This window comes from Paenibacillus sp. JGP012 (genome assembly GCF_014203995.1).
Lineage (GTDB): Bacteria > Bacillota > Bacilli > Paenibacillales > Paenibacillaceae > Paenibacillus > Paenibacillus silvae.
The window spans coordinates 1-26,344 of record NZ_JACHKG010000029.1; the positions used below are offsets into that span (position 1 = coordinate 1).

Below are 26,344 nucleotides of genomic sequence, written 5' to 3' on the forward strand. Positions count from 1 at the left end.
GTAATGGTGGGTGGTACTTCCATTGTACAAGGAAACATATGACGGTCTCTATTTTTTTTACAAATTATTACTCCGAATTTTGGCAAGTACAGTTATATAGATGCTGACGGAAAATATGCTGTACACGCTGCAAGCTGAATGATATATTGATAACAATTCGTTAAGAAACTTAACTAACTATAAAAGGAGGTGATATGATGGCTGGCACACCGCAATATATCCGCAATCTGAATGAAAATTTGATTATGGATGCCTTGATTAATCAAGGTGCCATGTCAAGAGCGGATATCAGCCGTCAGACAGGACTTAGCAAACCAACCGTGTCATCCGCAGTAGAGCATCTGATTGAACGCAACCTGGTCAAGGAAACAGGTCGTGCGGATAACGCCCAAGGTCGCAAGGCAACGCTGATTCAATTTAACGAGACGGCGTATTATGTCTGCGGTGTTGATATCGGGGCCACGCGAATTCGGGTTGCTTTGGCAGACCTGAACGGGCAGATCGTAGCTTATGCTGCCTATCCGCCAATTATACGAGATATGCATCAGGAACAGGAATCAAAGGAATCAAAGGAATCACAGCAATCGAATGGATCACAGGTATCGAATGAATCATCTGAACGGTCTGTGCTGCTGCTGTTACATGGCTATGTAAACCAGATGCTGCAGAAGAGCGGGCTGGAGTGGAGCAATATTCGTTGCATCGGATTCGGGATTCCGGGCGTTGTCCTGCCCGGGTCAGGCAAAATCAGGCGTATTGTTGAACCACTCACAGGAATGGAGAGCGCGTTCTCTCGGGATGCGCTAGCTCGTGCTTTTCCGTGTGATGTCATTCTCGACAATGATGTGAATCTGGCTGCGCTTGGCGAGTACCGAAGCGGTGCTGCGGTGGATTCCCCATTGTTTGTTTTTTTCTCCATTGGCGCAGGAACAGGAGCCGGCATTATGGTTCAGGGTCAATTACTGCACGGATTGGGCGGAATGACTGGTGAAGTGGCCGAGATGCTGCTGGAGAATGGAAGCCGGCTCGAAGATGTGCTGTCTGCTGACGGACTTCTACATCTGGCGAAGCTTCAAGGATTGGCTCTGGGATTGAAGAATTCGAATGAATTGAAGGATTCGAATGAAGTGAAAGAATCGAATGAAGTGAAAGAATCGAATGAAGTGAAAGAATCGAATGAAGTGAAAAATCCGAATCATTCAGATGCCTTTCCTTTCAGTGCAGAAGGAGTTACAGGTGACAATACAGATGAGATCGCAGATGGGATGCAGACTCTGACTCCCGAGATGATTTTCGAAGCTGCACGCAGCGGAGAGGCTCAGGCCATAAGCGTTATCAAGCAGTACAGCCGGATGATTGCTCTGGCGCTGCGTCAGATCAGCACGGTGCTTGCTCCTGAACTAATCGTGCTGGGCGGCGGCATTGGCGGGAACGGTGATGTGTTATTGCCCCTATTAAAGCAGATCGCTGCCGAGCAATTTCCGGTGAAGCCGCAGCTGATCTGTTCCGCTCTCGAGGAACGGGCCGTAGTTACAGGTGCTGTACAGGTTGCATTGCAGCGAACCTTGCTGAATCTCCAGCAAGGAGAATCAGAAGAATAGATCATGGTGTTACATCAAACAAGGAGGACATTTTATGAGTGAAACGGTTCAAGGTGAGGTGCGGGAGAAGGCTTCCTGGGTCGCTGGCATTGACATTGGCGGTACCAAAATATTGATGTTATTATGCACCCGAAATGGGGATGGGCAAGTTCACGAATGCAGATTACCGACACAAGCCGCTGATCAGCCCGAATCCTTTTTTCGCTGGCTGTTTGCCGAATTAAAAGCATTTTGCGAGGAATCAGGGTGTCAGTGGCAGCAGCTGGCTGGTGTAGGACTGGGATTCCCTGGTGTTATCCTGCAGGATGAGGGAATATTGCGAAATGCGCCTGCCTTCCAGTGGCCTGAAGAAGATATCCGGCCGATCATTGCCCGGTTTTACAGCGGAAATATCGTTCTGGATAATGATGTCAATATGGCAGCGATGGGAGAAGTGGATCAGGGTGCGGCTCGTGGACATCGCCATAGTGTCATGGTCACAGTGGGCACGGGCATCGGCGCTGCTCTGGTGCTTAACGGAGAATTATACAGTGGGCAGCACGGAGCCGCGGGTGAGATCGGACATTTTGTTGCAGGTGATGAAGGGCTTGACCCTGGATATGCAGCAGATGCAGATGCGTTCGGGGTGTTTGAGCAGGTCACGTCAGGCACGGGCATTACCGAGCGGGCAAGGAACTATTTTACAGCTGGAAAAGGGAGTGAGCTTTCCTTGATCTGGAGCCTTGCCGGAGGGCAAGCAGAGCAGATTGAATCAAGGCATGTATTCAAAGCCGCGGAATCAGGTGATGTGGCTGCACTTGAAATTCTGGATCTGCCCCTGCGTTATATGGCCAGAGGGCTCGCTAATATTACGGCGCTGCTTAACCCATCGATCATCGTGCTGGGCGGGGGCGTTGCCGCATCCAATCCAACCTATTATCTCAACGAGGTTCAGACCCGGTTGAAGCGTTATGTCGTACTTCCGGTACAGATTGTTATTGCCGAGCTTGGCAATAAAGCAGGAGCTATCGGAGCGCTGGCATCCATCAGACGTAACCTTCAACGTACGGATCGGTAGAACCAATACACAGAGACTAAAGTAAAAAAGGATGGAGATCCGGATGAGAGATAGACATATGATGGCTGATACAAAAAATAGAACAGCCGATTCTTCTTCAGAAGCAAGACGTGTGTTAATTAAACTGCAGGGCTTGTACCTGTTTATGGGACTTGCGGGAGGTATTTTTAACCCTTACATTAACCCCATATTGGTTGCACAGGGTTTTTCAAGTAAAGATACCGGATTTATAATGGCTTTCGGTACATTAATATCCATCATTCTCCAGCCTGTATGGGGAATTCTGGTGGATAAATTCAAGAAAACACGCCTGGTGCTTGTGATTAGCCTGATGGTTCCGGCGCTGCTGGCGTATTTTTATAATATTCAGGTGTACATTATATTAATTTTGATTTATACTTTATGCACTATATTTCAAGTGACACAGATACCTGTAGCTGATTCCTACGCGGTAACAGCAGCAAGAGCGGCGAACACCTCTTATGGCATGATTCGGCTCTTCGGAAGCCTGGGGACAGGACTTGGCGGATTCGCTGCAGGGATGTATCTTTCCCAGTTTTCCATTCATATGTTATGGCTGCCATTCCTCTTCTTTAACATGTTGAGCGCATTACTGGCGGGCACACTCCCCAAGCAGACGGGCATCTCCTCGTCCTCGGTAACCTTCTCCGTAGGTTTGGCAAGATTGCTTCGAAATCGTACGTTCCTTCTCTTTCTCACCGGTTGTTTTCTGGTGAATCAAACGCTGACGGCGTTTAACTCCTTTTTCGTTATTTCGTTTCAGATGGCTGGCGGCTCTGTCGCTCTGACAGGTACAGCGCTTTTGCTTGCATCGATCACAAACGTTCCATCCATGCTGGCGGCTGCTTACGTGCTTCGCAAGTGGGGGCACGAGCGAACCATGCTGCTTGCGGCAGGGGCATATATGCTGCGCTGGGGAATTCAGTGGCTCTGGCCTACCCCGGAAGTAATGCTCGGTGTTCAGGTGTTACATGGATTGTCCTTTGGATTTTTCTATATTGCGGCGGTGGAATACGTGGCTTCCGTGACAGGGCGTGAGATGCAGGCGACAGGCCAGAGCTTGTTTAACATGGTGTTTGCCGGACTTGGCGGCATTGTGGGCAATATGCTGAACGGGTACCTGCTGGATACGGGCGGACCCTCCGTGATGTATTTGTCTTGTACAATCAGTGCCGCATTGGGTGTAGTCATTTTATATATCGTCAGCAGACAAGCCAGAGAGCAGAGAAGGGCTTACTCATTGGAATAGCCGTATTGAAGGAGATATTCTGTTATCGGAGTGGATGATGTAAAATCTTTAGTTCAAATTATATAGATTTGATAGGAAGGAGCTGAGGCCCATGAAGGTGAATCTGAAGCGGAGCTGGCACACCAAGTTGATTTATTCGTATTTTCCCCTCTTTCTGCTTACGATCTCCATTCTGATTTTTCTCTCCTTCCTGATTGTGAACGAACTGTCACGGAATGAAACCAAGAAAGCGGATATGATCTCCACACGTTATATTGTAAGTACTCTGGAGCGTTCATTGGGTGATATTGAGATGAGACTGCTCGATGATATCGGCACCAACAAAATGTACAGTCGGTTTCTCGAAGCCAAAGAAGGACAGCTATCCAGTGCGTTTCTCTATGATGCGGCGAGTGGTTTGGGACGAATGTTGGATCAGCAGGGCACGGTGCAGTCCATTTATCTGTATCGGCTCGCAGATTCCCGTATTCTGACGCCCAGAGGTATGGTGAATCTGGAGGAATTCGAAGACCGGGCTTATATTGAGCAGGCTTTGAAAAACAGACAAAATCTGGGCTGGAATCAGCCCAGATCCTATAAAGAGCGTTCCTTTGATGTGCCTTCACAGGTCATCAGCATGAACAAATGGCTGCCGCTTCCTTGGGGCGGGGAGGGCCTGCTTGTCATATCCATCCGGGTATATGCGTTGGAGAGACAGATCGACAATATGACGGATGCCAATCTTTCCTTTTTGCAGGTGAAGGACAGTCATAACCAGCTTGTCTATTCGGCTCATCAGATTGCCTCAGGCGATGGAAATATACTGAATCGTGTACAGTCAGAGAAGCTGGGACTTAACTTCGAAAGCGGCATTCAGACGGGACATTTATATTCATGGGTGTCGCTTGTTTCGTATGTATGGATTGGTATTGGTATTCTGACGATTGCAGGTGCCGTTGCGGGTCTGATCTATATTACACGACGAAATGTGCGGCCTATTCAGCTCATGATGAATCGCATTCAGGAGCTGCAGCCTCGTGTACAAGAGGAGGAGGCGGCACCGTCTGTCAAAGATGAGCTGGCCTTGATTGACCGGGCACTTGAACATCTCATCGCTCAAACGGTGGACTATGAGAAGCAGCATCATGAGAATCTGCTCATTCATCGCAGGCAGCTGCTGGTGGATCTGATGGAAGGGGAGCGTATGGATTCATTCCGTCAGCGTCTTCGTCATTTGCTTCCGTTGGAGGAGCGATTTCTGGAGCCGAAAAGCGCAGCGGTGCTGGTGGCAGAGATGAATGGAACAGATCTGCCCGGCAATCAGAATATTTTGAAAATGGCGTTAATGAATGTATTCAAGGAACTGGTGCAGAGGGAGAACGGGCTCGGCGCGTGGGCAGAATGGTTCGGTTATCGTCGTCTCATCATTGTGGTGGCTTCGGATGAAAAGGAAGGACTCAGCCGCGAGCTGCTGATCGAATTGTCCAAACAGATGCATATGTGGATCGCTGAGCATTTCCGCATTCGGTTTACGTTTGGCATCGGACAAACGGTCAGTGGATGGGAAGATATTGTCCGATCTTATGCGAGTGCTGATGCGGGATTGCAGCACCGGCTGACACTCGGTCAGGATGCGATTGTACTTAGTGAGCAATTGCCTGATCAGCCCGAGCTGCATTCCTACAAATATCTTCAGATGCTTGCAGACATCGTTCGTGAATTCAGATTGACCGGAGATGAATGGCGAACGCAGCTGGATCAGATGTTTATTGCGTTCAGCGAGGATCAGATGAATGACAAGGATATTCGTATGCTTGTTCAGTCGCTTATTCAGATGTTAGCACGTGAATTCGGCGAGCTCTCTGAACGTTTGCAGCATCAGTTCGAGGAATCCACTCTGGCAAGGCTTCGTGCACAAATTCAGGAAGCCGACACACTCGAGCGCATCCGTGAGATTTTGCTGGAGTGGCTGAAGGAGGTCTATCGCAATTACGTAGCGGTGAACGAAACCAAGAGTCATCGTGCGATGATCAATGAACTTCGCGTATATATCGAAGAACACTTCGATGATCCGGACCTTTCACTGAAACATCTGAGTGATCGATTCCAGATATCGGGTAAATACGCAAGTTATCTCTTCAAGGAAGAGTTCGATATGAAGTTTGTTGACTTTCTGGTGAAGCTGAGAGTAGAAAAGGCCTGCCGAATGCTGGCCACATCCGATACAGCGATTCAGGATATTGCCCAGCAGGTCGGTTATGCGAATGCAATCTCTTTTGGCAGAGTGTTTAAACGTGTCATGAATGTGACACCGGGAGATTATCGGAAGCAGTTTGGCAGACCGGAAGAGAAATAAACGTTGAGCATGAACATTTGTGAGTTGAAACTAGGGCGTGTCTGAAAACTCTGAAGAAAGCAGATTTTGCCGAATTTTCGTTCCAAGCAAGGAAGTTTCTCGCAGGCGTGCCGGGGCACGTCAAGGGAAAGTGACGTAGCAGGGGGCGAAAAGGGGGTAAAAGATGCACTTCAGCAGGTTTCAAGACACGCCCTGGAACTGAAGTCTCCTATGAAAGCATAAGGTGTATTCCTGCTGCTTAACATAGGAGATTTTTTGTCATGAAGAGATCGAAATGTATTCAGGAATATCGTGCTGTGATAAATCCGTAATAATGATCATTATGAACGGAATCGACCACCAATAGCGTGGTCTTTTTTATTTTATGGGGAGAGGATCATCGGGAAAATGGATTAACACTGTCGTTGTTTGTCGATCCGAGGACAGATTACCATTGAAAAACAGTGAAAACAATCAAAATATATGTTAGTTTATATAACATTGATGGGTTGAAAACAGTTTATCAACGGGAAAATGGTTTATAAGTTCGTTTTTTTGACGTAAAATCAACGTTCCATTCGTTTTGAAAATAGTTTATTGTCGGTTTTCAGAAAACAATGTAATAATTAGTGACATTCACAGGTGCAGCAGCATGGGCAACCATAACGGAGTGGCGATCATGTGAATCATTCAGAAGGTGTACGAAAGGGGAAAGGTCAAATGAGATTATTTCAAAGACGCAAGACAGGTAAGGCAAGTTCGGTTCTCGCAGTGGTAACAGCGTTCACTCTATTATTATCTGCGTGTTCATCGGGGAGTGATTCAGCAGCTTCATCATCCGGTGGAGCGGGTGCGGGGAACAGAACAACTTTGAAAGTAGAAATTTTTGACCGGGGCAATACACCGGCAGGCTACACCATCTCGGACAGCTATCTGACTCGCTTCATTCAGAAGCAGTTTGGTGATCCCAACAACATTGATGTTCAATTTGTACCGGTGCCACGCTCGGAAGAAGTGCAGAAGCTCAATGTACTGATGGCAAGTGGCTCAGAGGTGCCTGATATCGTCTTTACCTATGATTCAGGTACATTCAACCGCTACGCTGAACAAGGAGGTCTGACCGAACTGACCGACCTCATTAATAAAGACGGCACAAACCTGAAAAAGCTGCTGGGTGATCAAACGCTGGCATACGGTCAGTATGACGGACAGCAGCTTGCCATTCCTGGCAAACGTCTGGTGCTGGGGAAATATGCTTCATATGTACGGCAGGACTGGCTCGATGCTCTTGGCTTGCCGGTACCACAAACGGCTGAAGAGTTGCACACAACATTGAAAGCATTCAAAGAGAAAGACCCCGGCAAGGTGGGTTCAGCGCTCATTCCAATGGGCATGTCCATTGCTCCTGCACAATATGAGCCGTTGATCTGGTCTTTCATTCAGCCGCTGACGGAAGAGCAAAGATACACACTGACACAGCAGCTTGGTTCCAATGACTATCCCACACTTTTGCCTGGGTTCAAGGATGCTCTGAAATACATGAACACCTTGTATAACGAGGGATTAATGAGTAAGGACTTTGGACTGGATAAAGACAAGAAAAAGCTGTGGGAAGACGTCTCTAACGGCAAAGTCGGTTTCTATACGGAAGATGCAGGTGAGATTTATATTTCCGGTACGTATAAAAACTTGCAAACGAACAAGCCGGGTGCTGTCATGACACCGATTGATGCGTTCAAAAACTCCGAAGGCAAATTCGCCAAACCGGCTTATGCTCCAAATGCCATGTATGTCATGATTCCGAAGACCAGCAAAAACGCTGAAGCAGCGATGAAATATCTGGACTGGATGGCATCTGGAAACAATCTGTTTGACCTGCAATTCGGCGTAAAGGACGAAAACTATGAACTGGTGGACGGTGTACCTCAGATCAAAGAGGATGCTTCTCCTGAAATTGCCGGACGAATCTACAACTCTGGTGACATCGCTATTATCGTGAACGGTAAATACGTTGGTGATGACAAGAAAAATGAAGAGGCATATGTCGTTCAGGTTGAATCGAAATACCGGGATGATATGCGTAAATCGGTAGCGATCTCGAATACAGATACAATTCAGCCTGTGCGTTTCTCCAAACCTATTGAAGCCGAGGCGCGTTATGGCAACGGTTTGCAGGACAAATTCATGGAGTTCATTGTGAAAACAACGATCTCCAAGCCGTCTGATTTTGAAGCAGTCTATGACAGCATGATGAAGGATTATATGGCAAGCGGAGGTCAAGCCATCCTCGATGAGCGTACAGAAGCTTACAAAGCAATGAAGTAAGCCGAACTGAAAGCCGCTGCATGAGTGTACAGCATAGAACAGGATTTCATGGGGGCGATGTATGGGTCGTCCTCCATGGTACATCCTGCATGACTTGGGGGGAACATTTATGAAGACGAGCACCTATTTCCGCAGAAACTGGCAAATGTATGCTTTGCTCGTGCTGCCAATGATCTATTTCATCATTTTCAAGTATGGTCCGATGTATGGTGTACAGATTGCGTTTAAGGATTTTAACTTCTTCCAGGGTATCTCCGGCAGCAAGTGGATCGGGTTCGATGCCTTCAAAGAAGTGTTCGAAAATCAAGGGTTCTACACGGCACTGCGCAACACCATCGTTCTGAATTTCCTAGATTTGCTTGTATCGTTTCCGGCACCACTGATTCTGGCAATCCTGCTTTTTGAATTACGAGTGGCCTGGTTTAAAAAGATGGCACAGACGCTGCTGTACATTCCGCATTTTATCTCATGGGTCATCATTGGCGGGATCGTGTTACAGGTGTTCGGCACACAGTCTGGCTTCATTAACAATATGTTAATGAGCATCGGGCTTGATCCGCTTCCATTCCTCACGGATAAAAACTATTGGCTCTTCACATATCTTGCTGTAGGGGTGTGGCAAAGTGCAGGCTGGGGCACCATTCTCTATCTGGCGTCTCTTACGGGTATCAACCGCGAGCTGTACGAAGCTGCCGAGGTGGATGGAGCAAGTCGCTTGCGCAGAATCTGGCACATCTCTCTGCCAGGCATGAAAACAACAATTGTTACCTTGCTGATCATCAATGTCGGCAATATGATCTCCATTAGCTTCGACCGTCCATTCATTATCGGCAACGTAGCTGTACGTGAATATTCGGATGTTCTCAGTACATTTGTATACCGTATGGGTTTGCAATCCGGTCAAGTGACGCTGGCAACCGCAGTAGGGTTATTCCAGGCTGTTGTTGGACTGATCTTCATCCTTGGCGCGAACTATGCATCGAAAAAATTAACAGACGAGAGCATTATGTAACGGACGGAATGCTTGTTCAACACGGAGTTCATCTATGATCTGTAAGGAGTGAGTGAGATGTCGGAAAACACGGCGAATCGAATATTCAACACGGTAAATGTCATTCTGATTGTAGTTGCAATGGTGCTGTGCCTTGCACCGTTTATCCATATCATTTCCATCTCGTTAAGCTCGAACCGGGCGATCGGTTCGGGAGAGGTCTCCTTTTTCCCGAAAGAGATTACCTGGGAGGCCTACGGCAAAGTATTTGGTGATGGTTCCATGATTCGATCCCTGTTCTATACCATCTGGCTGACCGTTCTTAGCACGGTGCTGAGTATGGTTATGACGATTGCGGCAGCATATCCTCTTGCCAAAAGCAGTCTTAGAGGGCGCAAATGGTTTATGATGGTGATCGTGGTTACGATGTTTTTCAGCGGAGGTATTATTCCGGAGTATATTTTGATCAAAAACTTGCATCTGCTCGACAGCACATGGGGATTGATTCTGCCCGGACTGATCAGCCCGTTTTATATGATTATTCTGATCACCTTCTTCCGCGGAATTCCCGAAAGTTTGGAGGAGGCTGCGGATATTGACGGCAGTACACAGATTGGCACGTTAATTCGAATTATATTGCCGCTGTCACTCCCGGTGATGGCAACGCTCAGCCTGTTCTACGCCGTTGGCCGCTGGAATGGATTCCAGGATGCGTTAATGTATATTACCAAACCGGAGTTGTATCCGTTACAATTGAAGTTATATCAGATGATACAGCAGAATCAGATCACAGAGCTGATGCAAAATGAAGGCATTGGCGCAGTACATGTGTTGCCTGAAAGCTTGAAAGCAGCCAGTGTTATATTCTCGACGTTGCCGATCCTGCTTGTATACCCTTGGCTGCAGCGGTTCTTTATTAGCGGTGTGATGGTAGGTGCTGTAAAAGGTTAACGTCTCAGGAGGTCTTATCGCATGACACAACCTATGGTAAAGCAAATGTCAAATGAACAGCAGTATCTTGTACACCAGTCTATGGTGATGATGGATCGCTTGTATGATGAAGAGCTTGGCTTGCTCCGAAGCGCTGAAGAGCATGCAGCGGAGCACGAGACACGAGGCAGTGCGCATTATGCACTCGGCTTGCTGATTCGTCAGGAGCCTGGTGATGTGGAGCGAGCGGCTCGGGTGCTGGATAAGGTGCTGGATTATCAATATGATGCGCCGGAAGAAATCTATCATGGAACCTTCATGACCCAGTCGAATGATGCGCATCCACCCGCGGGTCATTATGCATGGAAATCATTTGCGCCAGGCACGGCATATTTCCTGGAACGCACCTTTGAGAAGGTGTCTGCGCAGTTTATTCATAATCTGCAGCAAGAGCATGATGTATTAAAGGAAGGTGCGGATGCCAAGCGGTTAAAGCAGCTGTTCCACGAAGCGGTTAACGCTATATTGCCACCCGTCTGGATCAGTTATGATCCTAACTGGAGGGAGTTTATCGCATGTGTCTGTGCGATTGCCACAGCGGAGTTTCTGGAGCTGCTGCCAGCTCCTCTTGTCCGGCGAATGGATGAGGCAATGCAGCGAGCTGTTCTAGGGTCCGTGGAACGCAGACTGTCCGATGTGATTCCGATGAACACCAACATTGAGTTGATGCATATTTTTATTACCCATTATTATGGTCATCGGTTCAAGCGGGCGGACTGGATTCGGCATGCGGAGGAGCAGGCCGAAGGGCTGCTGAAGGAATTTGATCAATATGACGGTACGTTTGCGGAGTTTAATACAACCACCTATTACGGGGTTGATCTTGCTGTGCTGGGAATGTTCAGAAGGTATGCGCTCACGGGACAGATGAAACAATTTGCTCATCGGATTGAGCATGGACTTTGGAACAATATTGCCCTGTATTACAATGCAAATCTGGAAAATCTGTCAGGCCCGTTCGCGCGGGCATACGATATGGAGATGCGGGAGCACAGCTCCATCGGAGTATTTCTTTATCTTTTGCTTGGAGAGGGATACGAGTATTTAACGGGTATAAACTGTGAGTCCGGGCATGACCCGATGATTGCACTGCTCGGCATTGATGTGCCAACTGAGGCTGTACCTTATTTCAAAGCACATCAGGGTGATCGTTTGGTGCAGAAACAGTTTCTGGAGCTGTGCGAGCGTAATGATCCCAAAGCGAATCGTAATCTGTGCACGGCTTCGGCCTGGATCGGCGAGAAACGAATGATGGGTGCAATGTCGGGCAGCCGCAATACCAACGGCCAGATGCATCCGGCAACCATTCATTGGCAGACAGAGGCGGGAGAGCGGTATTATCTGCGTCTGGTGCGCCGTGAGACCGGCGGGGACTGGAACAGTCATCTGCGGGGCATTACCTTTGAAGCTGAGGTGACCCCGGAATCGTTGTCTATTGATGTGCAGCTGGATACTGCGGATGAGATCGAGGTTTATTTTGAGATCAAGGGGCCGGCCCTTCGCCTTCAGCAGCTACAGCCAGAGCGCTGGAATCTTCCGGGACTGACCTGCTCGGTAAAGGCCGAAGCACCTGATCCTACAGTCCTGATGTATACCGATTATGCGGAGATTATATATCGTTATGTTCCGGGTGTGAGCGAGAATCGGATGAGATTTGAACTCGGAATTGGTGAATAAAGAGATTAAGAGACTATGACAGGGCAGCGGAACGGAAGGAGGCAGAAAGAGTGCAGTATACAGATAAAAAGGAGTACTCATTCTCGACATGCTGGAATATCAAGCGGCATACGACGGGACAGGGCATGATCGAAGAAATTTTGTCAATTGGATTCAAACAGGTGGAGCTAAACTACAATGTAACTGACGAGCTATTACAGACGATTGAACCGATGATTGAACGCGGGCAAGTTGGCATATCGAGTGTGCATAACACATTTCCGCATGTAGCTGACCCGGATTACGGCACAGACTCGGTACTGCTTGGATTCGACGATGAGCCGCGGCGCAAGCGGGCGATTGAACTGCTGCTGCGTTCTGCCGAATATGCTCATCGCTATGGTGCGAAGGCGGTTGTTGTTCATCCGGGCGAGGTGCCCTTCACGTACAACATTGATGAAGCCTTGAAAAAAATCTATCATGACGAGGGCAAAGATTCACCGGCCTATCATGCATTGTGGCAGGAGATGCTGGAAAAGCGTGAGGCGGGGAGTCAACGCTATCTCAAGCGGATTCAGGAGAGTCTGGAAGAGGTATGTAATGTGTCGGAGCAGCGCGGATACGGTGTGAGCTTTGGCATCGAAACCCGTTCCCGCTGTTATCAGATGCCTACACTTCAGGAAGCAGGGACGATTATTGGTCAAATGAAGGGGGCTCCCCTTGGACTGTGGTACGATATCGGCCATGGCATGATGATGGACCGAATGGGGCTCTATGACAATGTACGCGAGGCCAATGCGCTGATCGATCACGTTGTAGGTGTGCACATTCATGAAACAGTTGGTTTGTCCGATCACTGGTGTCCTTATATTCATAGCAAAGATATGAACTTTTTTGATTCATTTCTGGATATTATCGACCGATCTCCTGTGAAGGTGTATGAGCTGAAAGCTGCCTGCACACCTGGGGAGATTGATGAAAGTCACAACCTCATTGTAACTCGCATTGCCGAACGTCAGGAGGCGAGGCAGAAAGCGGAATGAGGGTGAAGGCTGCATAATGTGAGTAGAAAAGAAAAGCAAATGGAGAGTAAGAAAAGAAAAGTAAATAAATAGTAAGAGAAGAAAAGTAAATAGATAGTAAGAAGTAGAGAGTCATAGTATAGCTATAAGTCCGTGTGTGAGATGAGCCGGAGGTAGAACGGGATCGGTATCGTCATCCTAGCAGGTTGGAAGAAACGGGTCCTTTTCTATCGCAACTTCTCACTGACTTTATTAGCGTTTCGAAGACCATTTCGCCAACAACGACTTGAATTTGAGCCGCTCGAATTATTTGCAAGCTACAGACCTCGCCTCCGAATTCTAACGATCCCCAGAAGGCTTATTTACAGCATATTCACGAAAATGAAAACCTAACGATTCTCAGAGACCTTATTTCGATGTCAAAGTAACTTTCTGAGCGATTTCGGCCTGTTTTTGAGGAATAGCGTCATTTGAATTCGTTAGAATTTTAAATGTACCCAAAAGGCTGAAATAAGGTTTCTCTGAATCGTTACAGCTTGAGACAGCGCCAAAGCATCTAAAATTAAGACTCCCGCATCGCGCCAGCATGTCCCGTAGAGGCGTATATCACACGACTTATCGTCACAGACTCACTGCTGTATCACACAACGACGTTACAAGAACGAATCTCCCATCTAACTCCTCTGCTAACATCTAACCTACTAACCTACCTGTTTACGTTACTTCCCCCTGCATACTCGCAAAACAACACATGGAGCTTCCTCCGACATCCGAATTTATACCAGCATACCCCTTCTAATATGCATCTCTGTTTAATAAAGGAACCCCGTACTTTACTTATACATCCGCCGTTCCAGTTCAGCAAAGGCGATGGCAGAATCGTCGCTGGAATTGTCGATATATGCTACTGCCTCAGCAGGAAGCGGCCAGGCTACGTTTTTTCGAGCAAGAGATGCGCGGAACGCTTCCCAATTTGCCAGCTTCCATGCATCTAGTGGAGATTGTCTTCCGGCAATGCGCTGATGATAGAGCGCTTCGTCCCGCAAATAGATGTATGCAACCCGAACGTCGGTATCATCCAGTGAGCGCCCGATCCGTGCCAGTTCCTGCCCGATCCAATCGGGATTCTCAATCTCTTTGGTGAAGGGGCCGATCACCAGAGTATCAATGTCAAGCTGCACGTTATCCAAAGCTGCGTCCATCGTAATTCGATATCCGAGGTCGCGGCATAGCTGTTTGTACTCAGGTGAGTCGCGGTCTGACGGGTCAAGCCCCTGTAATGTCATAATGGCTTCAGCGGCAGGGCGAAGCAGAATATCCATATCGAGAAAGGCGGCTTTATACTTGCGGGAAAGCGCTTTGGCAAGAGTGGTTTTGCCGCTTCCCGCACCGCCGAGGAAGAAAATCAGTTTACTTTTGCTCATGAGCGCGTGTCTCCTTCATTAAGGATATCAATCAAGAAATACTCTATCGCTATAGATGATTGATCAAATGAAAACAAGATATGAGTAGTATTCTATCATAAATAGCTCAAACAAGGACTGGACATAAAAGGAATAAAAAGGTAATATAACACCTAGATTAACTATGCATAGATTTCCGATGTATAAACATATGAAGGAGGCCTACGTTTGCAGATCAATAAACAGATGATTAAAGGAAGTACAGAAACGTTAATATTAACGCTGCTTCATACCCAGCCCATGTATGGTTATGAATTGATTAAAGAGCTGCATCGCCAGTCAGAAGGCGTGTTCAGTCTTAAGGAAGGTACATTGTATCCGATACTCCATGCGATGGAGATTGAAGGATGGGTAGGGGCCTATTGGGCTGAAGTAGACGGTCGAAAGCGGAAATATTACTCTATTCGGGAGCAAGGGATACAGGCATTGCAGCACAAAAAAGCAGAATGGTCTTTATTTCGTGGTGCTGTAGACCGTGTACTTGGGAAGGGAGGTTTGACCTGATGAATAGGAAAGCTGAGAATGGACGGAAGGAACACAAAGAAGGTCAGGGACAGAAAGTGACGATTGAGAAGTTTGACATCTATCTGGATCAAATCTGTGGACTAGTCAAAGCACGTGAAGTACATAACGATCTGCGTGAAGAGCTGGGAAACCATTTACATGAGATCATATGTGATAAGGAACAGGAAGGTTATAGTCCAGACCAAGCGGCGGCGTATGCGATCGAACAGATGGGTGATCCAACCGAGTTAGGCAAAAGCATGCACAAACTTCACCGTCATCGTATGCACTGGGGATTGCTGGCTGGAGTCATTGGACTGGCTCAATATCGATACTTCCAATTGCCATCGGCGGCATCATGTCTGACAGACTTCGTGTGGGCTTGAGTATACAATCCATATGTATTTATGCTGCATTAGTTGTTTTACCCATGGTGCTCTTATATCAGATTTCGGATTGGGTTAGATTATCGTTATTTGCATGTGTAGCCGTGCTGCTATTCGGATGGATGACAAAAAAATGGTGGTATACGGTGATTACCGGCTTCTCATGTGGCGTTGCGGCAGTCCTGCTATTGCTGGTAACAGATAAGTTCAGTCGATGGGAAAGATTATCGATTGTGTTTCATTTGCATAAGGACCCTCAAGGAAATGGTTTTACCAATAATTCTATCATCGATATCGTCAAAACAGCAGGGTGGTGGGGGAATGGATTAGGTACCCCGATGGATTCGTTTTTTAAATATTTTTACCTCAGTTTCCCCGGGGTTATGCTGGTTGATATGTTTGGATGGTCGGCATGTGTGCTGCTTGTTGTAGGTGTTGTATGGTTAATTCGTACAATGACAAAAATGCTGCCGCGTATAAATGATACATTTGGAGCAGTTATTGCAGTATCTGTAACGGTAACGCTTGCCTTTCAACTGCTCTACTCCTTGGCGGCCATGACTGGAAGGGTTCCAATCTTGAGCATTTCATTCCCTCTCCTCGGTTATGGCTCGCATGTGATACTTGAATACGCCATGTTCGGACTGCTTCTCGGTGTCTATCGCCGTAAGGACACGGTTTCTATTAGCGGTAACAGAAACCGTACCCGGATACAGGGCAGAGCATAACAGTACCAAGCTGCCCGCCATTCTATCGTTCAGTCTATTAATACTCTTATCCATATTCGTATACATATCACTCCAGTTCCTTCGAGGGAAACCAGATGTGCCGCAGATTAACCCAGCCCTGGCTGTTGAATGACAATCCGCGCACCGTCGGTAGATACGCTGTTTCAACAGGTTTGTGAGACAAACTGAACATGAGATGTTCAGTAATAAGGAAGCGTTCAACTTCGTCCAGAAGCTGTTTGCGATCCGCGATATGTGGTGATACCGCGAAGCTTTGCATCATGTTTTTCACCTTTGCTTGAGACAAGGGTTCCAGATGCTCCGACAAGGTGGCGTACATATCATATCTGCGAAGCTCCTCGTCACGATCCTGGATCAAGGAGAAGAGTATCAGGTCGGACTCAAGCCGCCAATCCCCCTTGAACTGTTCCATGCCGCCCGTGTGGATGGTGCAGGAGAAACCGTATGGATGGAGAGCCAGTGCAAGCTGTTCTGCGTCCAGTCGGTATTGCGGAATGGTTGCAATGTTCAGAACGATCTCCTGCATGTCCGTTGAGCGTGCGAAGGAGTTCATCATGTCAGTTGGGTCAACGAGTGAATTGGAAATCACATCAATGCATTGCTGTAAATAATCTCGTACACCCGGATCGTTTAACGGTCCGGGCTTTTGGGTGTTACACGTAAGTAGCTTTGTCACGGTCACACCTGAGCTGGCTTGTGTCCAGCCTGTCCCGGATGTGCTGGACGGATTGTGCATAAGGTGGAAGAAGGGTGACTCAACCGTTTCGTTTGTGTTGTAATGCAGGTCCTGATTTTCCCCGCGTTTATCTGCAGTGATCCACGGAATTTGCAAAATATCCACCCGATCAATGAGAGCTCTGCCCTGAAAATACATCGGATAAGCCTCCAGCCTGCACATATGGTTATCCCAAAATGTTACCTTGAAGGGTCCTGTGCCAATGGGTATCTGTCTTGACTGTTTACGTTCACGTTCAGACTGACTCGCAGCTGGATTAGCGCTCAGGCCTGAAGGCACAATGACTGCACGGCTGGTCGTCAAAAAGGACAGAAACAATTCATGCGGTTTATTCAATTGAAAACGTACAGTTAAAGGGGCAGCTGCTTCAACCGAAAGAATGTGTTTACTGACCTCGCGATATAATGTCCGGCGTTCTGTAGCTTGCAATCGTTCAAATGTAAAAACAACATCCGAAGCAGAGAGCGGTTTGCCGCTGTGAAAATAAACCCCTTTCCGCAAATGGAAAATCCATGTTAGCCGGTCGTCCGACACATCCCACGTATGTGCTAATGCAGGCAAAATATGTCCGTGTTCATCCCGCTGCACAAGGCCATCATACACATGGCTGGTCACAAATGACTCGGCAAGCAGGTTAATATACAGCGGGTCGAGTGCGTGAAGCTGCTGGCGAATGGGAAGACGGAGCGTATCGATGGATTCATTGTTGGTCCCGGCCTCGGTATGATGACCTGAATAACCAAGCAGCCACTGGTTGAGATAATGCTGCATTGACGGTGAGCTGGAGAACGCTCTGACCTGATCGGCAGCCTCCTGTAACTCCCGGCGATTCATCGCCTGCATCATATATTCAGCGGCAATCTGATCGGCTGAAGCCAGCAGAGACAGAACCGAACGCCGTCCGCGTCCCCGCTGTGCATGCCAATGTATCCAGCCAAGGGCCGCCATTTTTTTTATAATCGTCAAGGTGTTCCGATGGGTGCAGTCCAGCAGCTCGGCGAGATCCGCCAGCGTCAGTGTATGCTCTGTTGTATCCCCGAGCTGGCTGTGAAGCAGCAAATACTGCTGATGAAGTTTCAACGAAACCGTCCTCCTCCGCATTTTTTCCTGCATAATGTCTAAAATAAGAAGTTTTATTCATCCATCTTTCTATTTATCTTCCTATTTTATCACCTAAAATAAAATGTAGATAGAATAATGGAGGTATTTCCCATGATTGAGAAAATAAAGTCTTCACCACACCGTGCTGTAATCACGCTGCTCGTGGCTGTTTTACTTGCTGTTATTCATCAGTATTTGTTTTACGGTCATGAAATCGGGTTGTCTTATCCGCTTTTTGTGATTCTTTTCTACAGTTTTATGTACATATTCGCCCAAGATCGTATGAGAGCATTAACCCTTTTCGATGCCTGGACCGCTGGTGTCGTGCTGTTATTATCACTGACCTATCTGTTGTTTGATAACTTTCTGTTTCAGGTGCTTAATTTTCTGATTATTCCTGTGCTTATTATGCTGCAATTAACATATGTAATGGGGAGAAAGCAAAGACACTGGTGGGGGATCGGTTTGATTGGCACAGCGTTTGATCATCTGCTCCCGCAGACGATTCGCCACATCGGAACGGCTGCTTCCATAATGGTTCGGGCAGGAGCACGCAAGATGCATAAATCGCAAAAAGCTGTCGTTTTCAAAATTTCAATAGGTCTCCTTGTTTCGATTCCTATTCTGTTCGTGGTGCTCACTTTATTGACTTCCGCGGATGGAGTGTTTCATGAATTTTTGTCAGGTTTTCCGGCTTGGCTGGATCAGCTGGCGTTCATGCCGATGCTTCCGAGAATAATCTGGATTGGGGTGGCCGGTTTATTGTTTTTCGGATACGTATGGGGATTTATACAGCCGATGCAGTATGAGGCAGAGAAGCGAGAGAATGCGCATTGGAAAAGCAGTGCACCGCCTCCGTCTGTTTCACAGCATCCCGATTCTGACGAATGGACGGCTGAGCCGGAGACGAAAGCCAGGATTACCCCCGCCTTCACTCCGGTAGCTGCCCGGACGCAGGCTCAAGCTCCATCGGATCAGGAGCCGATCCGGCTCGATTCGGTCATTGCCGGCACGATATTAACCGTCATCAACACGGTTTACATTTTGTTTGTGCTTGTGCAGTTCTCATACCTGTTCGGGGCAGGACAGGGAGAATTGCCGAACGATTTATCCTATGCCGAATATGCAAGAAGCGGATTTACCGAGCTGATTCTGGTTACAGGGCTGAACTTTCTGATGTTAATTATTGCACTGGAGTACACCCGGCCGATGCGAAGAACGGGCACAATTGTACAGCGAGTGCTGCTGCTAATTCTGATAAGCTGTTCAGGAATTATGTTATGTTCGGCCTTTGTGCGCTTGAATCTGTATGAGCAGGCATATGGGTATACGTATATCCGGTTTCTTGTACATGCATTTATGATCTTCCTGGCTTTGCTGTTAATGATTGCGGCACTTCGTCTTCGTTATACTCGCCTGCCGCTGCTTCGTTGTTACATTGTGCTGGGGATTACAGCGTATACGCTCATTAACTATGCAGGTATGGACATGCGAATAGCAGAGCTTAACATTGAGCGTTATCACCAGACGGGGCAGATTGATACTGCTTATCTGGCAAGTTTATCTACGGATGCAATGCCATTGTTAGTACAGTTTGCCGATCAAGAGTATCCTGAGCTGAAAGCAAATTTAATGGATCGTAAAGTCCGCTTGCATAAGTTTGCAGCCGAACTGGAATGGCCTTCCTTTAATCTGGCGAGGTATCGAGCACAGCTGGAATTGTCCAAATGATGAACGGAATAGACCAGCGTTTGTTTTTGCCAGCAGTTCCTTTATGCAAACGTCATATGTAAGTGCTATAATGTAAAAACAAACGTATGAAGGGGGTGAATCTCTTGTTTGAATTACATGAACTGTTGCCGTATATATTCTCGATTGGGCTCATCTTCACCGTCAGTTACGCTTACATTGCCCACCTTCACTGCGGCATGACAGAGTACTGGATGGAAGGCGGCGCCGGGGATGGCATTGAGCCGGTATTTCCAGCATTGGGCTTGAACAGACAGCACAGGTCGGAAGACTGGAGTCGCATGGTCAGACGAAAAGAAGCACCGGATGAAGATGAACCAGACTGTTATTCCTCGTTGAGACGTGAATCAACCCATCAACGAGGAGGATATATATGGAACATAAGACAAGCAAGAGGTTCACTTTTACAGCTGGCAAGGGACGGATCTATGGCCTAATCGCGATGGTATTCGCGGTTATGCTGCTTGCTGGCTGCAGTAATAACGTATCGGAGATTAATTCATCGACACCGGGTTTCTTCAATCACTACATCGTATTTCCGCTGTCCTATCTGATTCAGCATATTGCCAGCGCATTTAACGGCAGCTACGGGGTAGCGATAATTATCATCACACTGGTCATTCGACTTGCGTTATTACCGCTGATGATGCGCCAAGCGAAGTCCCAGCAGGGGACAAGAGTGATCATGAACGCAATGAAACCCGAACTGGATGCACTCAAGAAAAAATATGAAGGCAAAAATGATGCAGCCGATCGGCAGAAGCTGTCCGAAGAGACGATGGCTTTATACAAAAAACACAAGTTTAACCCGCTTAATATTGGCTGTCTGCCCTTGTTAATTCAACTGCCGATTTTGTCCGGTATTTATACCGCGATCCGGCTTACGCCAGAACTGTCGTCTCATTCCTTTTTATGGTTCAAGCTGGGTGCGCCAGACTATGTGCTGGCCGTTGTTGTGGCGGTTATCTATCTGATTCAGGCCAAAATATCGCAAGCCAACATGGCACCAGAGCAGCGTAAACAGTTTGCGATTATGGGGTACATCTCACCTCTGATGATGGCGTTTTTCTCCTTGTCGGCACCGGCAGCAATGCCGCTGTACTGGACTGTAGGCGGATCATTCCTCGTGCTGCAGACACTGTTGTTCCGTAAGCTGTATCCAGTGGAGCATCCGCAGGAAGCAGCGGTGGTGAGCCAGACTACGGTAAAGAAGGATCATAAACCAGTCTCTAAATCAAAGAAAAATGCCAGCAGTGACAAAAATGCCGCTTCCGCCAAACGAGCTGCCAAACCAGCCAAGTCGTAGAGAGGATGCCCTATGTTTCAAATTGTAAAGCAGGAGAAGAGAACCTGAAGCTTCCGCTCCTCTTTGTAAAATAAATTGAACCGAGCCAAAAACCTGTCCTTCGGGACAGGTTTTTTTGTTTAAACTCCTATAGTTTCGCCGCTACAGTTCCCCGGATAATTGAAAGCGGGAAACAAAATGCCAGATCAATTCACGGCGCGAGGACACCTCTGTTTTGGCAAAGATGGACTTGAGATGATCCTGGACGGTGTATACCGAAATATGCATAGCCGCGGCGATCTCCTTTGAGGAAAAACTGCGCAGCACATAAGCGAGCAGTTCACGTTCACGCGTAGATAATCCGTAACGTTCGCTCAGGAGAGGCAGTACGTCCTGAGGCATAGCTTGCTCCAGCCAAACCGCGATATGATCCGGTTGAACGCCGGTTTGAGTGCCCTCTGGCTGCTGCATCCGACTTGCATGAAGCATGAGATATCGTCCGTCTGACAGCTGAACACAGACTCTGGACAAAGGTTGAGCCGCATGATCGGGTGCGGGAACATCGCTGGCACTTGTTTCAGTATCTTGTCCAGCACCGTCCTCGGCACAGCTTTCCGCACCAGCTTCAGTAACAGTCATCATACTCGTGTGAGCCGATTGCAGCAGATGAGAGCATACCGCTCGAATGGGCCTTGGCAGCACATCATGTCCCACTTGCTCCAATCTGTGCAGCTCGGATAACCAGTAACGTGCGGCTGCATTGTTCATCACAGGTTCAAATGACGTATTCAGAAGCATAATACCCGGTTCATCTGGACTTTTACCTGTCAGCTCGTCTGTAAGAGACAGGCGGGTGGTGCGAAGCATGAAGGCGATTGAGGCTGTCCAGTGCTGCATGAGCAAACGCTCTTCTTCCGTGAATGCAGGAGCGTCCTGTTTGCGATACAGCGTGAGATGTCCCCAGCAAGCATCCTGATCTACGAAAACAGTGCGCAGCTCATCATGAATACCGGCAGGCAGCAAAATGTTTGCATAACGAGAACTGGTCTCAGGGTGTGAACGAAGAGGTAGTGAAGCCTGTAAAATCGCTGTATATTGGCCGGATTGAATTAAATCTGCATATTTGTGAACATCATCTTCCATATATTCATTGAGAAACAACTGTTTGTGAATGGCTTCGATGCCATCCTCCGTAACTGCGCCTGTCGAGAGGAGTGTTGAAGGGTCTACGGTGTTGAAGCAATAGGCATCGTAAGCGATGAGCGTCTTGATTTGTTTCAGAACAGCTTCCCGGTAGGTACGGGAGGTCCAGCTTCCTTTTTCAAGTGAAGCCATCCGGTTTAGATTCTGGTGAGTAAGCAGGCTTGACAAGCGGATTCACTCCTTCCCGAGTCCTTATAGATCGCAACTCCCGCAAGATCTTATATATCCCATACTTCTGGGATGGTGGTCTGCTCGCTTCCTTTTATAATGAAATTAGACGAATGTTCAGTCAAGTCTAACTTCAAATTCAGAGGAGTGCAGCAATGATGAAAGATCATATATATGACAAAATTACACAGTTGAGCGAAAGCCCGGCTATGAGCTGGGATACGGCAGATTTATATCGATATGAACAATCTATACCCCTCAAAATTCCCGGTTACGAGCATATGCACCATATGATGGAAAAGCTGCTTGCAGCTTCGATCGCGGATAACAACGACATTCATATCCTTGTAACGGGTGCCGGGGGCGGTAAGGAACTTATGTTGCTTGGTTCGTGTCATCAGGAGTGGCGGTTCACAGGTTTGGATACGTCCTCCCAAATGTTAGGGCTGGCACAGCAAAGGATAGAAGAAGCAGGAATCACGGACAGGGCCACACTGCTTCATGGCAAGGTTGAGCAATTGCCAGAGGCGGTGTTGTATGATGGTGCAACAAGTATGCTTATGCTGCATTTTATTCAGGGCATAGAGGCAAAAAAGTCATTTTTGAAGCATCTGGCCCACAGGCTCAAGCCTGGCGCACCATTTATTATTGCGTCTGTGAATGTAGACCTTTCTTCTCCGGCCTATCCGGTGATGATGAAGGCTTGGCAGGAACATATGCTGCAAGCTGGTGTTCTTGATGATGAATGGGAGCGGTTTGCTGCGTCACTGGGTCAACAATCCGATCCTATATCTACTGAAGTAGCGATGCAACTACTGGAGGAATGTGGTTTTTCGCAAATTACACGTTATTTTGGAGCATTCTGGGTGGAGGGGTATTATGCGTACAAAGACTGAGGAAAAACATACGAACATGAAGGATCAGATCTGGGTCATTGGCGGGTACGGGCAGGTAGGACAGATGATCTGCACTCAACTGGCAGATGCTTTTCCTGGCAAGGTGTGGGCAGCAGGTACGAGGCTGGAACGGGCGGAGCAATTCAGCCGTCAAACGGGCGGTGCTGTTAAGCCCTTGCAACTGGACATATCCAAACCTGTGGACCCTGGGATGCTGCGAAACGTTAAATTGGTCATCATGTGCGTGGATCAATTCAATACCAGGTTCGTTGAAAGCTGTGCCAGGGCTGGAACAAATTATATGGATATTTCGGCCAAGGTTGATTTTTTGAAGCAGGTTGAACAGCTGCATTCCACCCTGCAATCTTCAGGATCTACCGCTATTCTTAGTGTCGGGTTGTCTCCTGGCATCACGAATCTGCTTGTGCGAGAAGCAACAGCGCACATGGATCAAGTGCAGGAAGCGAATATCTCGGTGCTGCTAGGTCTGGGAGAAAAACATGGCAAAGCGGCGATTGAATGGACTGTGGATCAGATGCACACGATGTTTGATGTCATGCAGAATGGACAGCTTGCAAGAGTACAGAGTTTGAGCGGCGGTAAATGGATTGATTTTGGCGAAAAGCTTGGACGGCGAATGGCATATCGTTTTCCTTTTTCGGATCAACAGGCAGTAGCTCGAACGCTAAACATTCCCAACGTATCCACCAGAATGTGTCTGGATTCCCGTTGGATTACAAGAGGATTGTCGGTTTCCAGACGAGCAGGACTACTAACGTTTTTACGTTGGAAGTGGATTCGAAATGCGGCGGTTAAGGCTTTTGCCTGGATGCCGGGTGGTGAGCCGATGTTTGCGGTAAAGGTGGATGCTACAGGGTTAAAAAATGGGAAGAACATCCATGTAGAGCAACGTATCATGGGTAAGAAGGAAGCGGTGATCACTGCGGAAGTTGCTGTAGCTGTGGCGAGAAAAGTGTATACCAAACCTCTCCAGCCTGGGGTACATCATGTGGAGCAGTGTTTCACTTTACAGGATATTCAGAATGAACTAGCTCATAAGCTGAAGGTTATTACGAAAATCACGTAAAGCGAGCCTTACAATAATAAAGGCATTTTTGCCCGCAGGCTCCAATCTGCTATGATGGGACTATGACATCTTGCACGAATGGAGGGGAAAATATGGACCATATCGCCGTATTGCCTTATTACAGAGTACAGCGAGAAGTGACCGGCCTTGCACAAGAGATTGAGATGAACGCCCGTACCATGACCCTTTATTCGGATCGAATCGTGACCAAGTATAGGGAGTTCCTGATTACCGAAGTGTTTGATATGTCTTTTCGCCGCATGGGAGATAAGGGTGGCTTTTTCTATTTGCATACAAGCACCGGGGTTTACCCGTATATGGTCGAGATTGATCCAGGGCCGTTTATACAAACTTTTCACCAAGTGGCGAAAGCCCGTTTAAAATGATTGACCTTACCGCTGCGTCAAGCCTTACGCTGGATTAGGAATAAATACAACCAATCCAGAGGAGCTGTATGTGATATGAGTATTTTGATTCAGCAAGCTACAATTCTAACGATGCAAGATAACGAATCCCCCTTTATGGGGGATATTCGTATTGAAGGAGATCGAATGGTGCAGATCGCAAGTCATATTGATCCACAGCCGGGGGATGATGTGCTGGATGGGCACGGCAAACTTGCCATGCCTGGGCTGGTGAACGCGCATCAGCACTCACCGATGAGCTTGCTCCGCGGTTTTTCCGATGATCTCAAGCTGATGGACTGGCTAGACCGCAAGATGCTTCCTGCGGAAGCAAGAATGACACCCGAAGATATTTATTGGGGTGCCAAATTATGCATAGCGGAGATGATTCGTTCGGGAACAACTGCCTTTGCGGACATGTACATTCACATGAATGAAATTGCAGAAGCCGTTACGGAAACAGGCATTCGTGCATCGTTGACGCGTGGTATGGTCTTTATGGAGGAAGATGGGGGACGCAGACTGCAGGAAGCGGTTGATCTGGTGCAGCGCTGGTCAGGCCAAGCGAATGGGCGAATTACTACGATGTATGGGCCGCACTCTCCTTATACTTGTCCAACGGAGCCGCTGCGTGAAGTGATTGCGATGGCGGTTCGGGACGATATTCCCCTGCATATTCATCTCGCGGAAACGATAGAAGAAGTGCAGAAAATCCACAGCCGTTACGGATTGACACCAACGGAGTATTTGGTAGAAGCGGGCATGTTTGACCATGCACATGTGCTTCTCGCTCATGCGGTTCATCTTAATGCTAATGATGTGAGCAAATTGAAGGACATGCGCGGCGGTGTGGCACACAATCCCGTGAGTAATCTCAAGCTTGGTTGCGGCATTGCACCGATCGAAGGGATGAGGACCGAAGGGATTACGGTGGGGCTTGGCACAGATGGAGCAGGAAGCGCAACAACACTCGATATGTTTGAGGAAATCAAGGCGGCATGCTGGCTGCAAAAGCTGGACTACGGTGATCCAACCCGTCTCCCGGCGCGTGAAGTGCTCAGTATGGCAACCCGCGGAAGTGCGAGGCTGCTGTCGCTTCATGATGAAGTAGGGGTGCTGGCTCCTGGATATAAAGCCGACCTCATTCTGATTGACCTTGCCAATCCTCATCTTCAGCCCATTCATAATGTGGAGTCGCTGCTGGCTTATAGTGTAAATGGAGCGGATGTGCATACCACCATTGTGGATGGACAGATCCTGATGCGTGATCGAAAGCTGCTTACGCTGGATGAGGATGAGTTGTATCGTGAGGTTAATGCGCGAGCGAAGCGGATTGTTGAGGGCATTTAAAAATATATTTTTCGACAAATGAATATAAAATGGAAAT

General features: G+C 47.7%; 22 protein-coding genes. 19 read left to right on the top strand and 3 right to left on the bottom strand.

The window, feature by feature from the left end; all coding sequences use genetic code 11:
* The first annotated feature begins 197 nt into the window (after nucleotides 1–197).
* From HNR77_RS24210 to HNR77_RS24250, 9 genes are all read left to right on the top strand, one after another.
* Entirely contained in the window at nucleotides 198–1,601 is a 1,404-nt protein-coding gene (locus HNR77_RS24210; protein WP_184190011.1) for an ROK family transcriptional regulator, read from the top strand.
* A gap of 34 nt (nucleotides 1,602–1,635) precedes the next feature.
* Entirely contained in the window at nucleotides 1,636–2,658 is a 1,023-nt protein-coding gene (locus HNR77_RS24215) for an ROK family protein (RefSeq protein ID WP_184190012.1), read from the top strand.
* A 43-nt stretch (nucleotides 2,659–2,701) separates the two neighbouring features.
* Nucleotides 2,702–3,928 (top strand): MFS transporter, encoded by a 1,227-nt coding sequence (locus HNR77_RS24220; RefSeq protein ID WP_260410845.1) that lies wholly within the window; start codon nucleotides 2,702–2,704, stop codon nucleotides 3,926–3,928.
* A gap of 91 nt (nucleotides 3,929–4,019) precedes the next feature.
* The gene (locus HNR77_RS24225; RefSeq protein WP_184190014.1) at nucleotides 4,020–6,263 is read left to right on the top strand and encodes a helix-turn-helix domain-containing protein; all 2,244 of its coding nucleotides are present in this window, start codon (nucleotides 4,020–4,022) and stop codon (nucleotides 6,261–6,263) included.
* A 699-nt stretch (nucleotides 6,264–6,962) separates the two neighbouring features.
* Nucleotides 6,963–8,567: an extracellular solute-binding protein gene (locus HNR77_RS24230; RefSeq protein WP_184190016.1), complete on the top strand. Its 1,605-nt coding sequence runs from the start codon at nucleotides 6,963–6,965 to the stop codon at nucleotides 8,565–8,567.
* A gap of 109 nt (nucleotides 8,568–8,676) precedes the next feature.
* Nucleotides 8,677–9,579 carry an ABC transporter permease gene (locus HNR77_RS24235; protein ID WP_184190018.1) on the top strand — a complete coding sequence of 301 codons (903 nt, stop codon included), beginning with the start codon at nucleotides 8,677–8,679 and terminating at the stop codon, nucleotides 9,577–9,579.
* 57 nt (nucleotides 9,580–9,636) lie between these two features.
* On the top strand, nucleotides 9,637–10,509 hold the full coding sequence (locus HNR77_RS24240; RefSeq protein ID WP_184190020.1) for a carbohydrate ABC transporter permease: 873 nt from the start codon (nucleotides 9,637–9,639) through the stop codon (nucleotides 10,507–10,509).
* A 21-nt stretch (nucleotides 10,510–10,530) separates the two neighbouring features.
* Complete coding sequence (locus HNR77_RS24245) at nucleotides 10,531–12,225, top strand: hypothetical protein (protein ID WP_184190022.1); 1,695 nt, start codon at nucleotides 10,531–10,533, stop codon at nucleotides 12,223–12,225.
* A gap of 50 nt (nucleotides 12,226–12,275) precedes the next feature.
* The gene (locus tag HNR77_RS24250; protein ID WP_184190024.1) at nucleotides 12,276–13,247 is read left to right on the top strand and encodes a sugar phosphate isomerase/epimerase family protein; all 972 of its coding nucleotides are present in this window, start codon (nucleotides 12,276–12,278) and stop codon (nucleotides 13,245–13,247) included.
* A gap of 812 nt (nucleotides 13,248–14,059) precedes the next feature.
* On the opposite strand, the gene HNR77_RS24255 is transcribed toward HNR77_RS24250, so the two are convergent.
* Nucleotides 14,060–14,650, bottom strand: a complete 591-nt coding sequence (locus tag HNR77_RS24255) for a P-loop nucleotide/nucleoside kinase family protein (protein ID WP_184190026.1) — start codon at nucleotides 14,648–14,650, stop codon at nucleotides 14,060–14,062.
* A gap of 207 nt (nucleotides 14,651–14,857) precedes the next feature.
* Between HNR77_RS24255 and HNR77_RS24260 the strand changes: the two genes are divergently transcribed.
* Genes HNR77_RS24260 through HNR77_RS24270 form a run of 3 tightly spaced genes read left to right on the top strand, consistent with a single transcriptional unit; the run spans nucleotide 14,858 to nucleotide 16,307 of the window.
* A complete protein-coding gene (locus HNR77_RS24260) occupies nucleotides 14,858–15,193 on the top strand; it encodes a PadR family transcriptional regulator (RefSeq protein WP_184190028.1) in 336 nt (111 codons plus the stop codon).
* Complete coding sequence (locus tag HNR77_RS24265; protein WP_184190030.1) at nucleotides 15,193–15,579, top strand: permease prefix domain 1-containing protein; 387 nt, start codon at nucleotides 15,193–15,195, stop codon at nucleotides 15,577–15,579. Before HNR77_RS24260 ends, HNR77_RS24265 begins: the two co-directional genes overlap by 1 nt.
* The gene (locus HNR77_RS24270) at nucleotides 15,552–16,307 is read left to right on the top strand and encodes an FtsW/RodA/SpoVE family cell cycle protein (RefSeq protein WP_260410846.1); all 756 of its coding nucleotides are present in this window, start codon (nucleotides 15,552–15,554) and stop codon (nucleotides 16,305–16,307) included. The genes HNR77_RS24265 and HNR77_RS24270 overlap by 28 nt, the downstream gene beginning before the upstream one ends.
* 67 nt (nucleotides 16,308–16,374) lie before the next feature.
* Here HNR77_RS24270 and HNR77_RS24275 read toward each other — a convergent pair whose 3' ends face one another.
* Entirely contained in the window at nucleotides 16,375–18,144 is a 1,770-nt protein-coding gene (locus tag HNR77_RS24275; RefSeq protein ID WP_184190033.1) for an ABC transporter substrate-binding protein, read from the bottom strand.
* A gap of 132 nt (nucleotides 18,145–18,276) precedes the next feature.
* On the opposite strand from HNR77_RS24275, the gene HNR77_RS24280 reads away from it, so the two are divergent.
* From HNR77_RS24280 to yidC, 3 genes are all read left to right on the top strand, one after another.
* Nucleotides 18,277–19,896 (top strand): DUF4153 domain-containing protein, encoded by a 1,620-nt coding sequence (locus tag HNR77_RS24280; protein ID WP_184190035.1) that lies wholly within the window; start codon nucleotides 18,277–18,279, stop codon nucleotides 19,894–19,896.
* Between the two features lie 104 nt (nucleotides 19,897–20,000).
* Entirely contained in the window at nucleotides 20,001–20,351 is a 351-nt protein-coding gene (locus HNR77_RS24285; RefSeq protein WP_184190037.1) for a hypothetical protein, read from the top strand.
* Nucleotides 20,288–21,220, top strand: a complete 933-nt coding sequence (yidC, locus tag HNR77_RS24290; protein ID WP_184190039.1) for a membrane protein insertase YidC — start codon at nucleotides 20,288–20,290, stop codon at nucleotides 21,218–21,220. Before HNR77_RS24285 ends, yidC begins: the two co-directional genes overlap by 64 nt.
* A gap of 141 nt (nucleotides 21,221–21,361) precedes the next feature.
* Here yidC and HNR77_RS24295 read toward each other — a convergent pair whose 3' ends face one another.
* Nucleotides 21,362–22,570 (bottom strand): helix-turn-helix transcriptional regulator, encoded by a 1,209-nt coding sequence (locus tag HNR77_RS24295; RefSeq protein ID WP_184190041.1) that lies wholly within the window; start codon nucleotides 22,568–22,570, stop codon nucleotides 21,362–21,364.
* A gap of 158 nt (nucleotides 22,571–22,728) precedes the next feature.
* Here HNR77_RS24295 and HNR77_RS24300 point away from each other — a divergent pair, with 158 nt between their 5' ends.
* The 4 genes from HNR77_RS24300 to HNR77_RS24315 all read left to right on the top strand — a co-directional run bounded on the left by HNR77_RS24300 (nucleotide 22,729) and on the right by HNR77_RS24315 (nucleotide 26,307).
* Nucleotides 22,729–23,466, top strand: a complete 738-nt coding sequence (locus HNR77_RS24300) for a class I SAM-dependent methyltransferase (RefSeq protein WP_260410849.1) — start codon at nucleotides 22,729–22,731, stop codon at nucleotides 23,464–23,466.
* Nucleotides 23,450–24,553, top strand: coding sequence for a saccharopine dehydrogenase family protein (locus HNR77_RS24305; RefSeq protein WP_260410850.1), 1,104 nt, complete (start codon nucleotides 23,450–23,452; stop codon nucleotides 24,551–24,553). Before HNR77_RS24300 ends, HNR77_RS24305 begins: the two co-directional genes overlap by 17 nt.
* Before the next feature lie 92 nt (nucleotides 24,554–24,645).
* Entirely contained in the window at nucleotides 24,646–24,939 is a 294-nt protein-coding gene (locus HNR77_RS24310) for a hypothetical protein (protein ID WP_184190043.1), read from the top strand.
* 75 nt (nucleotides 24,940–25,014) lie between these two features.
* Nucleotides 25,015–26,307: an amidohydrolase gene (locus tag HNR77_RS24315; RefSeq protein WP_184190045.1), complete on the top strand. Its 1,293-nt coding sequence runs from the start codon at nucleotides 25,015–25,017 to the stop codon at nucleotides 26,305–26,307.
* Nucleotides 26,308–26,344: the final 37 nt, after the last annotated feature.

Bases quoted from the DNA above. Each gene is read 5' to 3' on its own strand.
- HNR77_RS24210 (WP_184190011.1), top strand. From the start codon at position 198: ATGGCTGGCACACCGCAATATATCCGCAATCTGAATGAAAATTTGATT.
- HNR77_RS24215 (WP_184190012.1), top strand. From the start codon at position 1,636: ATGAGTGAAACGGTTCAAGGTGAGGTGCGGGAGAAGGCTTCCTGGGTC.
- HNR77_RS24220 (WP_260410845.1), top strand. From the start codon at position 2,702: ATGAGAGATAGACATATGATGGCTGATACAAAAAATAGAACAGCCGAT.
- HNR77_RS24225 (WP_184190014.1), top strand. From the start codon at position 4,020: ATGAAGGTGAATCTGAAGCGGAGCTGGCACACCAAGTTGATTTATTCG.
- HNR77_RS24230 (WP_184190016.1), top strand. From the start codon at position 6,963: ATGAGATTATTTCAAAGACGCAAGACAGGTAAGGCAAGTTCGGTTCTC.
- HNR77_RS24235 (WP_184190018.1), top strand. From the start codon at position 8,677: ATGAAGACGAGCACCTATTTCCGCAGAAACTGGCAAATGTATGCTTTG.
- HNR77_RS24240 (WP_184190020.1), top strand. From the start codon at position 9,637: ATGTCGGAAAACACGGCGAATCGAATATTCAACACGGTAAATGTCATT.
- HNR77_RS24245 (WP_184190022.1), top strand. From the start codon at position 10,531: ATGACACAACCTATGGTAAAGCAAATGTCAAATGAACAGCAGTATCTT.
- HNR77_RS24255 (WP_184190026.1), bottom strand. From the start codon at position 14,650: ATGAGCAAAAGTAAACTGATTTTCTTCCTCGGCGGTGCGGGAAGCGGC.
- HNR77_RS24265 (WP_184190030.1), top strand. From the start codon at position 15,193: ATGAATAGGAAAGCTGAGAATGGACGGAAGGAACACAAAGAAGGTCAG.
- HNR77_RS24270 (WP_260410846.1), top strand. From the start codon at position 15,552: ATGTCTGACAGACTTCGTGTGGGCTTGAGTATACAATCCATATGTATT.
- HNR77_RS24280 (WP_184190035.1), top strand. From the start codon at position 18,277: ATGATTGAGAAAATAAAGTCTTCACCACACCGTGCTGTAATCACGCTG.
- yidC (WP_184190039.1), top strand. From the start codon at position 20,288: ATGGAACATAAGACAAGCAAGAGGTTCACTTTTACAGCTGGCAAGGGA.
- HNR77_RS24300 (WP_260410849.1), top strand. From the start codon at position 22,729: ATGAAAGATCATATATATGACAAAATTACACAGTTGAGCGAAAGCCCG.
- HNR77_RS24305 (WP_260410850.1), top strand. From the start codon at position 23,450: ATGCGTACAAAGACTGAGGAAAAACATACGAACATGAAGGATCAGATC.
- HNR77_RS24310 (WP_184190043.1), top strand. From the start codon at position 24,646: ATGGACCATATCGCCGTATTGCCTTATTACAGAGTACAGCGAGAAGTG.
- HNR77_RS24315 (WP_184190045.1), top strand. From the start codon at position 25,015: ATGAGTATTTTGATTCAGCAAGCTACAATTCTAACGATGCAAGATAAC.